Source organism: Pelomicrobium sp. (genome assembly GCF_036803785.1).
Classification (GTDB): Bacteria; Pseudomonadota; Gammaproteobacteria; order Burkholderiales; family UBA6910; genus Pelomicrobium.
Map to the genome: position 1 here is coordinate 20,787 of NZ_DAIRTR010000019.1, position 11,284 is coordinate 32,070.

General features: G+C 68.0%; 10 protein-coding genes. 7 read left to right on the plus strand and 3 right to left on the minus strand.

Annotated elements, in window-relative coordinates:
• Positions 1-25 precede the first annotated feature (25 nt).
• Entirely contained in the window at positions 26-2,797 is a 2,772-nt protein-coding gene (gene ppc / locus V7Q81_RS03805) for a phosphoenolpyruvate carboxylase (RefSeq protein WP_333840499.1), read from the minus strand.
• A 152-nt stretch (positions 2,798-2,949) separates the two neighbouring features.
• Here ppc and hemC point away from each other — a divergent pair, with 152 nt between their 5' ends.
• Genes hemC through V7Q81_RS03825 form a run of 4 tightly spaced genes read left to right on the plus strand, consistent with a single transcriptional unit; the run spans position 2,950 to position 7,067 of the window.
• A complete protein-coding gene (gene hemC, locus V7Q81_RS03810; protein WP_333840501.1) occupies positions 2,950-3,909 on the plus strand; it encodes a hydroxymethylbilane synthase in 960 nt (319 codons plus the stop codon).
• A 13-nt stretch (positions 3,910-3,922) separates the two neighbouring features.
• The gene (locus tag V7Q81_RS03815; protein ID WP_333840502.1) at positions 3,923-4,744 is read left to right on the plus strand and encodes a uroporphyrinogen-III synthase; all 822 of its coding nucleotides are present in this window, start codon (positions 3,923-3,925) and stop codon (positions 4,742-4,744) included.
• The gene (locus V7Q81_RS03820; protein WP_333840504.1) at positions 4,741-5,862 is read left to right on the plus strand and encodes a uroporphyrinogen-III C-methyltransferase; all 1,122 of its coding nucleotides are present in this window, start codon (positions 4,741-4,743) and stop codon (positions 5,860-5,862) included. The genes V7Q81_RS03815 and V7Q81_RS03820 overlap by 4 nt, the downstream gene beginning before the upstream one ends.
• Positions 5,859-7,067, plus strand: coding sequence for a heme biosynthesis HemY N-terminal domain-containing protein (locus V7Q81_RS03825; protein ID WP_333840506.1), 1,209 nt, complete (start codon positions 5,859-5,861; stop codon positions 7,065-7,067). Before V7Q81_RS03820 ends, V7Q81_RS03825 begins: the two co-directional genes overlap by 4 nt.
• 47 nt (positions 7,068-7,114) lie before the next feature.
• Here V7Q81_RS03825 and V7Q81_RS03830 read toward each other — a convergent pair whose 3' ends face one another.
• Positions 7,115-8,152, minus strand: a complete 1,038-nt coding sequence (locus tag V7Q81_RS03830) for a CDP-6-deoxy-delta-3,4-glucoseen reductase (RefSeq protein WP_333840508.1) — start codon at positions 8,150-8,152, stop codon at positions 7,115-7,117.
• Between V7Q81_RS03830 and V7Q81_RS03835 the strand changes: the two genes are divergently transcribed.
• Positions 8,151-9,053 (plus strand): SDR family oxidoreductase, encoded by a 903-nt coding sequence (locus V7Q81_RS03835; RefSeq protein WP_333840510.1) that lies wholly within the window; start codon positions 8,151-8,153, stop codon positions 9,051-9,053. The genes V7Q81_RS03830 and V7Q81_RS03835 overlap by 2 nt on opposite strands.
• Before the next feature lie 31 nt (positions 9,054-9,084).
• Here V7Q81_RS03835 and V7Q81_RS03840 read toward each other — a convergent pair whose 3' ends face one another.
• A complete protein-coding gene (locus V7Q81_RS03840) occupies positions 9,085-9,459 on the minus strand; it encodes an FxsA family protein (protein ID WP_333840512.1) in 375 nt (124 codons plus the stop codon).
• A gap of 82 nt (positions 9,460-9,541) precedes the next feature.
• Between V7Q81_RS03840 and cutA the strand changes: the two genes are divergently transcribed.
• On the plus strand, positions 9,542-9,871 hold the full coding sequence (gene cutA / locus V7Q81_RS03845; protein ID WP_333840514.1) for a divalent-cation tolerance protein CutA: 330 nt from the start codon (positions 9,542-9,544) through the stop codon (positions 9,869-9,871).
• A gap of 15 nt (positions 9,872-9,886) precedes the next feature.
• Positions 9,887-11,284, plus strand: a 1,398-nt coding sequence (dsbD, locus tag V7Q81_RS03850) for a protein-disulfide reductase DsbD (protein WP_333840519.1), incomplete at its 3' end; no start/stop codon positions are given.

Genomic DNA, 11,284 nt, shown 5'->3' on the forward strand with positions numbered 1-11,284 from the left:
AGCGCTCTTGGAGAGCCGCAGACCCTTAGCCGCTGTTGCGCAGTGCCGAGGCTACCCCGTTGATGGTGATGTGGATTGCCCGCTTGATGGTGGGATCGGCGTCCCCGGCCCGGTGCCGCCGCAACAGCTCCACTTGCAGGTGATTCAGGGGATCGATGTAGGGGGCCCGATTCCTCAGGCTGCGGGCGAGGGCCGGGTTGTCCTCGAGCAGCTCCCGGTGGCCGGTCACGGCGAACAGATGCTGCAGGGTCTTGTGCCATTCGCTGCGGATGCGACCGAACACGTGTTCCCGCAGCGCCTCGTCCGGGACTAGACCCGCATAGCGCGAGGCAATCGCCATGTCGGACTTGGCGAGGACCTGGTCCATGTTGGATAGCAGCGTGCTGAAGAAGGCCCACTCCCGGACCATGGCCCGCAGCCGCGCGAGCCCCCGCTCCCCGTGACGGGTGATGTAGGCCTCTACGGCGCTGCCGAAACCGAACCAGCCGGGCAGCATCATGCGGGCGAGGCTCCAACTGAACACCCAGGGAATGGCGCGCAGGTCCTCAATGCGCTGGGAGGGCTTGCGAGACGCCGGCCGGCTGCCGATGTTGAGCTCGGAGAGCTCCCGAATCGGGGTGGCGGCGCGAAAGAATTCGTCGAAACCGGGCGTTTCGTAGACGAGGCTACGGTAGACGCGGTAAGCCGTTGCGGAGAGCTCCTCCATCGCCTCGTGGAATTCCCTGGCCCGGTCGCCTGCGTGCCCGTCCGAGAGCAGGCTCGCCTCCAGAGTGGCGGCGATCAGGGTCTCCAGGTTACGCCGCCCGATGTGGGGGTCGGAGTACTTGGAGCCGATCACCTCCCCTTGTTCGGTAATGCGGATCTGGCCGGTTACGGCCCCTGGCGGCTGGGCCTTGATGGCCTGGTAGCTAGGCCCGCCGCCCCGGCCCACGGTGCCGCCGCGCCCGTGGAACAGCCTCAAGGCGACGCCGTGGCGCCCGAACACCTCCACCAGGGCCACCTGGGCTTTGTACAGCTCCCAGTGGGCGGTGAGGAAGCCGCCGTCCTTGTTGCTGTCCGAATAGCCCAGCATCACTTCCTGGGCTTCGCCGCGGCTTGCAAGCAGCCGCCGGTACCAGGGTAGGGAGAACAGGGCCTCCATGACGGCGGGACAGCGCCGCAGGTCAGCGATAGTCTCGAACAGGGGCACGAGATTCATCTCGGAGTGCGGCACCTCGCCCGGCCGCAGGAGCCCCACCTCCTTGAGCAGCAGGGCGACTTCCAGCAGGTCGCTCACGTCGTCGGTCTTCGACACAATGTAGGTGGGCACCGCATCCGGGCCGAAGCGCTCGCGGATCCCGGCCGCAGTGCGCAACACCGCCAGCTCCTCCCGCACGGTTTCGCTGTAGTCGATGAAGGGGGAGGTGAGAGGGCGGGGGCTTCCCAGCTCCTGGAGCAGCAGTGCTCGCCGGCCGGCTTCGTCCAGTCTTAGATAGTCGGGTCCGCCCGCCCGCTGGAACAATTCCGCTACTACTTGTTCGTGCATGCCGCTGTGCTGACGCAGGTCGATGGGCGCCAGGTGGAAGCCAAACACCCGCACCGCGCAGCGCAAAGAACGCAGCCGCCCGCGGGCGATGAGCCCGGAGCCGCTCGCCCGCAGCGACTCGTCCAGCAGATCCAGGTCGGCGAGGAGCTCGGCCGCCGAGCCGTAGGCAGGCGCGTCTCCCACCGGGTGGTGCTCCAGCACCGCGTGGCCGAAGGCCTTGGCGGTGGCGGCCAGCCGCGCGTAGACGCCGATCAGGGCGCGACGGTAGAGCTCGTCCGCGCGTCCCACGGCATGATCGGGAGAGGCGGCCGCAAGGCGCTCCAGCCCCGGGGCCACTCGGGTCAGGCGTGTGGACATGGAAAGCTCGGCGCCCAGCCGGTGGGTCTCGGCCAGCAGAAAATCCATCGCCAGCGCGGTTTGGCTGCGGATGGCGTGATCCAGCATGCGGGCGGTGACGAATGGGTTGCCGTCCCGGTCGCCGCCGATCCAAGTGCCGATGCGGAAGAAGGGCGGCAAGGGCGCGTCCGGTTCCCGCCCGTAGTGGCGAGCGAGCAGATCTTCCAGCTCGCCGTAGAGCCGGGGCACTTGCTCGAGGAAGGTGTAACGGTAGTAGGCGAGGCTGTTCTTGATTTCGTCTTCCACGTTGAGGCGCGTGTGCCGCAGCAGCCGCGTCTGCCACAGGGTGAGCACCGCTCGGCGCAGCGCTTCCTCGTTCTCTTCCAGCTCCTCGGGAGTGAGTATGCCCCGGGAGCGTTCGGCCAGCAGCCGAGCGATGTCCAACTGGCGGTCCAGGATGCTTTGCCGCTGCACCTCGGTGGGATGGGCAGTGAGAACCGGCGCGATGAGGGCCTGCTGAAAGAAGTCGGCGACGCGCTCTGCGCTCACCCCCGCCTCCCTCAGCCGCTCCACCGCTCGGGCAATGCTTCCGTCCTGGTGCGGGGAACCCGCCATGGCGTAGGCCCGGCGGCGCCGGTTGTGGTGCTGATCCTCGGCGATGTTGGCGAGCTGGCTGAAGAAACCGAAGGCCCTCACCACCACGATGGTTTGCCAATGGGACAGTCCGTTAAGGATGGCTTCCAGGTCCCGGCGGGCCTCCGGATCCTCTTCCCGGCGAAAGCGGATGGCGGTCTTGCGGATGGATTCGATCAGCTCGAACGCCGCCTCCCCTTCCTGGGCCCGCAAGGTGTCGCCCAGGATGCGGCCGAGGAGCCGTATGTCTTCCCGCAGCGGCAGGTCCTTGTCCGCCACGGCATCGGCGATGGGCTGGTTCATCGGAGCAAATGGGCGACGAATAGCGAGGGGGGGGACGACCGGAGGGCAACGCAAGGCGCCGCGCTCCGGGAAGAAGCATGCCCCCATGTTAAAATGAAAGCGTTACTTCTCACTTTGCGCGCGTTCCTGGCGTTTGCGTTGCAGGCTGCCCCTTGAGCTCTCACCGCGGGCCCCTTTCCGATTCCCTCCATAACGACCGTCTCGTCATCGCTACTCGAGAGAGCGCGCTCGCTCTCTGGCAGGCCCGGCACATCGCCGAGCGGCTGGGGCAATTATACCCGCGGTTGCAAGTGACCATTCAGGGCATGACTACCCAAGGCGACCGGATCCTGGAGACGCCGCTTGCCCTGGTCGGCGGCAAGGGTCTGTTCGTGAAGGAGCTGGAAGCGGCCTTGGCGCGGGGCGAGGCCCATATCGCCGTGCATTCCATGAAGGATGTGCCGATGGTCCTGCCCGAGGGCTTCCAGATCGTGGCCATCACCGAGCGGGAAGACCCGCGGGATGCCTTCGTTTCCAACGCCTACGCTTCCCTTGCGGCCCTACCCCCCGGGGCGGTGGTGGGCACCTCGAGCCTAAGGCGCCAGAGCCAGATCCGGGCTCGCCATCCCCATGTGCAGGTCAAGGGGCTGCGGGGCAACGTCCCCACGCGGCTGCGCAAACTGGACGAAGGCCGCTACGACGCCCTGGTGCTGGCGGCGGCGGGGCTCAACCGCTTGGGGCTCGCTTCCCGCATCACGGCGCTCCTTTCGCCCGAGGAGAGCCTGCCCGCCGTAGGCCAGGGAGCCCTCGGGATCGAGTGCCTCGCCGGACAGCCCGCGCTGGAGGCGCTGCTCGCCCCCCTCAACCACTTCGAAACGGCCGCCTGCGTGCGGGCCGAGCGGGCCATGAGCCGGGCATTGGCTGGCAGCTGCCACGTCCCCCTCGGGGGCTATGCGCAGCTGCGGGGCGACCGACTCTGGTTGCGGGGCTTCGTGGCCAATCCCGACGGATCGGCCCTGGTGGAAGCCGAGGAGATGGGGGACGCGCAGGCACCGGAAGCGCTGGGGGAGGCGGTGGCCCAGCGCCTACGGGAGCGGGGCGCTGGGTCCATCCTGGCAGCCCTCGCCATCTGAAAGGGCAATAGCGGTGACTCGCCTTCCGGAGCCGTCCGACCCGCCCCTCGCCGGGCTGGGCATCGGGGTGACCCGCCCCGCACACCAGGCGCAAGCCCTTGCGGCCCTCATCCGCGCTGCAGGCGGTGTGCCCGTGATCTGCCCGGTGCTGGAAATCCAGGACATGGAGGATCTGGGCCCGCTGATGGCCTTGATCGACCGGCTGGAGACTTTCGATCTCGCCATCTTCATCAGCCCCAACGCAGTGGCCAAGGCCATGAACCTGATCCAGGCGCGCCGGAGGCTGCCCTCGGGCCTGCGCATCGCCGCGGTGGGCAAGGCCTCGGCGCGGGAGCTGGCCAAGTTCGGCCTGACGCAGGTAATCGTGCCGGAGCGGCGCTTCGACAGCGAGGCGTTGCTGGCGCTTCCGGCTCTGAAGGACGTGGCCGGAAAGCGCGTGGTCATCTTCCGCGGCGACGGCGGGCGGGAGCTGCTGGGTGACACGCTGGTTGCCCGCGGCGCGCGCATCGAATACGCTGAGTGTTACCGACGCACGCGTCCGCGGGGTGGCGCAGAGATCCTCCTGCGCGCCTGGGCGCGCAATGAGCTGGCAGCGATCACCGTCACCAGTAGCGAGGGGCTGCACAACCTGTTCGACATGGTGGGTAGTCTCGGCCGACAGTGGCTGAAGAAAACGCCCCTGTTCGTGCCCCACGAGCGCATCGCGGCAAGCGCCCGAGAGCTAGGCCTGCACCAGGTGATCGTGACCGAGCCGGGCGACGAGGGGCTGGTGCGCGGGCTCGTCGCATGGTTCCGCGACAAACAAGGCACCGTTCCTGAGAACAAACCGACATGAGCGATACCAGCGAATCCAAACCAACCGCCGAGGAGGGGGCACAGGCGCTGGGGCCAGCCTCTTCGCCCACCGAAGAGGGGGCGGCGCCTACACCCAGGCCCGCCGAAGAGAAGCGGCCCGGGTCGTGGCAGCCCCGGTGGTATTTGCACCCCGCCCTTTACCTTGCACTGCTCGCCCTGGCCTTAGGGGGCTGGGACGCTTGGCAGACCCAGGTCCAAATGGAAGCGCTGCGCCGCGACCTGGCATTGCGCTTGGCAGACACGGACGCGGCTTTGGCCGAGGCCCGGCGCAGCGCCGAGCGGGCGGAGTCCACCGTGCGCGAGCTCGCCGGCAAGCTGACGGGGATAGAGGCTCGGCTCGCCGAGTCCCGCAGCCAGCAGGAGGCCTTGGAAGCGCTCTACCACGAGCTCTCCCGCGGCCGCGACGAGACGATCCTGTCAGAGGTGGAGCAGCTGTTGCTCATCGCCAACCAGCAGCTCACCCTTGCCGGCAACGTGAAGACCGCCCTCATCGCCCTGCGTAACGCGGAGACCAAGCTGGCGCGCCTGGACCGGCCCCAGTTTGCCGCCCTCAAACGCTCCGTCGCCTCCGCCATCGAGCGACTCGAAGGCCTACCGCCCATGGACGTGAACGCCTTGAGCCGGCGGCTGGAGTCTCTGATCCGGCGGGTGGAGGAGCTGCCCCTGGCCGCTCACGCCCGCCCTGTCCCCCAGCCCGCGGCTCAACCCGAACCGACCGGCAAGCCCTGGCTCGACTTCCTGCGCCTGGCGTGGTACGACCTGAAAAGCCTGGTGCGGATCGAGCGGCTGGAAGCGCCGGCTGCGCCCCTGCTCGCTCCCGAACAAGCGTTTTTCCTGCGGGAGAATGTGAAGCTGCGGCTGCTCTCCGCCCGGCTCGCCCTGCTGGGCCGGGACGAGGTGAGCTATCGCGCCGATCTGGCGGCCGTCGGAGGCCTGCTGGAACGCCACTTCGACACCCGGGCCCGCAGTACGGCGGAGGCCTTGGCCGAAGTGGCGGACCTGGCCCAGGCGCCCTTGAGCGCTCCCCTACCCGACCTCTCCGCCGCCCTGGAGGCGTTGCGTGGAACCCGCCTTGCAACCGAAAGGGGCGCGCGATGAAAGGGCTTCTGTGGCTAATACTGCTCTCGGCCCTCGCCGCGGCCGTGACCCTGATCGCCCGGGAAAACACCGGCTATGTCATTTTGGTTGCCGGTGGCTACCGGGTGGAGCTGTCCCTCAACCTGCTCATCGTCTTGTTGTTGGCGGGATTCGTCGGCCTGTATCTGGCGGTGCGCCTGATCGCCAACGCCTTCACTCTTCCCCGGCGGGTACGGGAATACCGGGAGCGGCGCAGGCAGCGCAGGGGCCACAACCTGCTCCTGGCGGCCCTTTCGGCCTATTTCCAGGGAGAATATGCCCGGGCGGAAAAGGCGGCCTTGAAGGCCATGGACCTGGGAGAGGCGCCTGCGCTCTGCGGGGTGCTGGCGGCCCACAGTGCCCATCGGCTGCGCCTGCCCGAACGCCGGGACGCCCACTTGAAGGAAACGCAGGCCTCCTCCCCGGAAGCGGGGCTCCTGCGCGACCTCGCCCGAGCCGAGTTCCTGCTGGCCGAGGGCGATGCCACCGCTGCCCTGGCGCTCCTGGAAGGGCTGCGGGGGACGGTCCGCCGTCCACCGGCAGGCCTGCTGGCCCTGGCGCTGGAAGCCTACCGGCGAACAGGCCATTGGGATGAGGTGCTCGCCCTTCTCAAAGAAGCGGAGAAACGTCAAGTGCTCGATTCCGTCCAGGCGGAGGAACTGCGCCAACTGGCCCATATCCAGAACCTCCAAGCGCGCGGTCACGACCGGGAGGCCCTGCGGCGCTACTGGGAGAGCATTCCCGCGCGCGACCAGGAGCATCCTCGGGTAGCGGCTGCGGCGGCCCGGGCCTTTCTCCAATACAAGGAATGCCGGGCCGCGCACGCCATCATCGAACGGTCCTTGGCCCGGCAATGGGCTCCGGAGCTATTGGAGCTCTACGCCGAGTGTCCCGAGGAGGACTCCACCCGCCAGCTCCAGCAGGCGGAGCGCTGGCTTGCGGAGCATCCTGACGATGCTCTCCTGTTGCTCGCCCTGGGAAAGCTCTGCGCCCAGGCCGGGCTGTGGGGCAAGGCCCAGTCCTATCTGGAGGCGAGCCTGTCCCTGCAGCCGTCCCACGCCGCCTACCTGGCCTTGGCGGGGATTCAGGAGCGGCTCGACCGGGCGGAGGAAGCGCGGGCTGCTTATCGGCGCAGCCTGGAGCTGGCGCTGGAGCGGCTCGGTGCAACGGCGCCGCGGAGCCTTTGAGCACCTTCGTGGAGGGCAGAGCGTGTCGTCTTGGGGCTCAAGCGGCGTCAGGACGAAGGGGCGGGTCGTGGCGGCTCGCCGGGGGTGAAGGCATCGGAGAAGAATTCCTCCTCCGGCAGCCCCCGTTCCCGGGTGAAATCCCGGTGGGCGGCCTCCACCATCACCGGCGCTCCGCAGGCGTACACCTGGTAGCCCGAGAGATCCCCGAAGTCTTCCATCACCGCCCGGTGCACCAGGCCGGTGCGGCCGCGCCATTCGTCCTCGGGCAAGGGCTCGGAGAGGACCGGGACATAGCGGAAATGGGCATGTTCGCGGGCCCAGCGCTCGGGCAGCGCCGGCAGGTACAGGTCGGCGCGAGTGCGGTTGCCCCAGTAGAGAGTCATGGGCCGCTTGATGCCCACGTAGAGCGCGTGCTCGATGATGGCCTTGATGGGCGCAAAGCCGGTGCCGCTCGCAAGAAAGACGATAGGCTTGTCCGAGTCTTCCCGCAGGAAAAAAGTGCCCAGCGGCCCCTGGAAGCGCAGGATGTCCTTCACCTTCATGGTGGTGAAGACGTGCTGGGTGAAGGCCCCGCCCGGGTAGTTGCGCACGTGCAGCTCCAGGAACTCGTCGTCGTGGGGCGGATTGGCCATGGAGAAGCTGCGCCGCTTGCCGTCCTTGAGCAAGATGTCGATATACTGGCCGGCGAGGAACTGCAGCCGCTCGTACTGGGGCAGCTTGAGCTTGATCACCATGACCCCGGGAGCGACCCGCTCCAGGGCGTGGACCCGGCAGGGCAGTGTCTTGATGGGGAGGTCGCGCACGGCGCTTACTTCCCTCGACTCGATCACCAGATCGCTCTGGGGGCGGGCGCAGCAGAACAGCGCCATCCCCACCTGCTTTTCCATGGGAGTGAGGGCAGCCTCCTGGTACGGCCCGTAGTCCACTGTGCCTTCCAGCACCTTGCCCTTACACGCACCGCAGGCACCGTTGCGACAGCCGTAGGGCAGGGGAAAACCCTCCCGCAGCGCCGCTTCCAGCACCGTCTCGCCGGGCAGGCAGCGGAAGGCGTGGCCGCTGGGTTTGATGATGATCTGATATGACATGGACGTATTGAGGTTCCGGGGCGATCGCACGAGAGCGCTGAGGCGGCTCGTCATCATCGGCTGCGGCGATGTGGGTCTGCGCCTTGCCGCACGCTTGTCCGGCCACTATCGGCTGATCGCCCTCACCCATAGCCCGGCGCGCCATGCCCTGCTGCGGGCGCGGGGCATCACACCGCTGCCCGGCGACCTGGACCGGGCGGCGTCCCTGGCGCGGCTCGGTGGCCTCGCCCATGCCCTGGTCCATCTCGCGCCTCCGCCGGGGCAAGGCGCGCGGGATACGCGCACGAAGCATCTGCTCGCCGCGCTGGGGAAGCGGGGCATGTTACCACAGACCTTGGTCTACATCAGCACGAGTGGTGTCTACGGCGACTGCGGCGGCGCCCGCGTCCCGGAGACCCGGCCAGTGCATCCCGCCACGGCCCGCGCTCGCCGCCGCGTGGACGCCGAGGAGCGCCTGCGCGCCTTCGGCCGGCGTCACGGCGTGCGGGTGGTGATCCTGCGAGTGCCCGGCATCTATTCCGGGCGGCGCCTACCCCTGGAGCGGCTGAGGGCCCGCATCCCCGCTTTGGTTCCCGAGGAGGACAGCTACAGCAACCACATCCACGCGGAGGACCTCGCGGCGGCGGTAGTGGCTGCCTTAGCGCGGGGGCGCCCCGGACGGGTCTACAACGTGAGCGACGATTCCGAGTTGCGGATGGGGGATTACTTCGACCGGGTCGCCGACCACCACGGACTGCCGCGCCCTCCGCGTATCCGGCGCAAGGAGGCACCGGGACGCCTCCCCGAGGCGCTCCTCAGCTTCATGAACGAATCCCGGCGGCTCGTGAACGTCCGCATGAAGCGGGAGCTCAGGCTCAAGCTGCGCTACCCGACGGTGGAGCACGGCCTGCCAGCGCCTTGATTCTCCGGGCCGGCTGCCCGTCGGGAATAATTCAATCCAGACGGTGGTACTCGCCTTCAATCACCCCCTCGTCCCGGGGTGGGTCGGTGCTGAGGCTCCTCCACGGCAGCAGCAGTACGAGGAGCGCCAGCAGATCGCTCACGACGCCGGGAAACAACAATAGCGCTCCGGCGAGGAACTGACGACCGCTGTCCAGGAGGGCGCAGAGGAGCATGTCCCCTTGGGCGCGGGCTTGTTCCAGGCGCTGAGCGAAGAGCCGCCGCTCCCCCCGAATCAGGGCCCAGCCGACGAAGGCGGATAAGGCGAGGGGGAGGAGGATCCACCCGCCCAGGGCTTGGCCGAGCTGGACGAGTCCCCAAATCTCCAGGAGGGGAAAGGCGAGGAGGGCCAAAAGGAGGAGCGTCACCCGCATCGGATCGAAGGCTGGTCGTCGCGCCGCGGCGCGCCGCGAAAGGGGCTAGAATTCGATATTTTGATAAGTTTAGCCCATGACTCCCTTACTGGTCATCACCAATTTCCCGGACCGAGACAGCGCCGAGCGGCTGGCCGAGGTCCTCGTCGAGCAGCGGGCGGCGGCCTGCGTCAACGTGCTGGGGGCCTGCCGCTCCGTCTATCGATGGCGGGAACAGGTGGAGCGAGCGGAAGAATTCCCGGTGTTCATCAAGACGACGGCAGAAGCCTATCCGCGCCTCGAGCAACTCATCCGGGAGCAGCACCCCTACGAACTCCCGGAAATCATCGCGGTCCCTATTGATCGAGGCCTGCCGGCCTATCTCGCCTGGGTGGTGGCGGAAACCGGCGGCCCGGATACCCGATAGCTTCGGTCCGTCTCCATGCGGTTGATCCTTGCTCTGTTGTTCCTGGTTTCCCCCTTCGCCAGCCTGCCCGAGGCGCAGGGCGAGACATCCCTCCGAGCCGCCCGCCAGGCCCTGGCCGCGCCGGCGGAAGAAGAGCTGCTGCCGCCAGATGAAGCTTTTCGGGCGCAGGTGCTCGTGCGCGACGGGCAGACGCTGGAAGCCCGCTTCAGCCCGGCCCGGGGCTATTACCTTTATCGGGACAAGTTCTCCTTCGGTCTGGTGGATTCCCCCGGGGTGCAGCTCGCCAGCGTGGAGATTCCTCCGGGCAAGCCCAAGGACGATCCCTTCTTCGGCAAGATAGACGTCTTCTATGAGCCGGTGGCGGTGCTGATCCGGCTGCAGCGGCAGGCCGAGGCGGCGGGTCCGCTCAAGCTGAAGGCTGGCTACCAGGGCTGCAACGAGCCGGTGGGGGTGTGCTATCCCCCCATCGAGAAGGTCTTCGAGGTCGTTCTGCCGGCCGCCGCGGCGGCGGGCATACCGCCGGCGGCTGCGAGCGCCCAGGCGGAGGATGATCGGGTGGCGGGGCTGCTCAAATCCGGGGGGTTCTGGCTCATCGTGGCGAGCTTCCTAGGCTTCGGGTTACTCCTCGCTTTCACGCCCTGCGTGCTTCCCATGATTCCCATCCTTTCGGGGATCATCGCCGGGCAAGGTCATCGGCTCACCAAGCTCCGCGGTTTCACCTTGGCCCTCGCCTACGTATTGGGCATGGCCATCACCTACGCGGCAGCCGGCGTGGCGGCGGGACTTTCGGGCACCATGCTGTCGGCGGCTTTGCAGAACCCATGGGTGCTGGGCACGTTCGCGGCTCTCTTCGTGCTGCTTGCCCTGTCCATGTTTGGTTTCTACGAATTGCAACTGCCCGCCTCCCTCCAGAGCCGACTCGCCGGCACGGCCAATCGACTCGGCAGTGGCCATTATGCGGGGGTCTTCGCCATGGGGGCGCTGTCGGCGGTGATCGTGGGGCCTTGCGTGGCGGCACCCTTGGCGGGGGCGCTCCTATACATTAGCCAGACCCGGGACGTGGTGCTGGGCGGCGCAGCCCTCTTCGCCATGGCCATCGGCATGGGGCTACCCTTGCTCGCGGTGGGCGCCTCGGCCGGGGTGCTCCTGCCCAAGGCCGGTCCCTGGATGGAAAACGTCAAGCGCTTCTTCGGGGTTGTCCTGCTGGCCGTCGCCATCTACACCCTTTCGCCGGTGATCCCGGCGGTGGTGCACATGCTGCTGTGGGCGGCACTGCTCATCGTCTCCGCCATCTACCTGCACGCCATCGATCCCCTGCCCCCGGAGGCTTCCGGCTATCGCAGATTCTGGAAGGGGGTGGGGGTGATTGCCCTACTCGTGGGCGTGTCTTTGCTGGTGGGAGCCCTCTCCGGC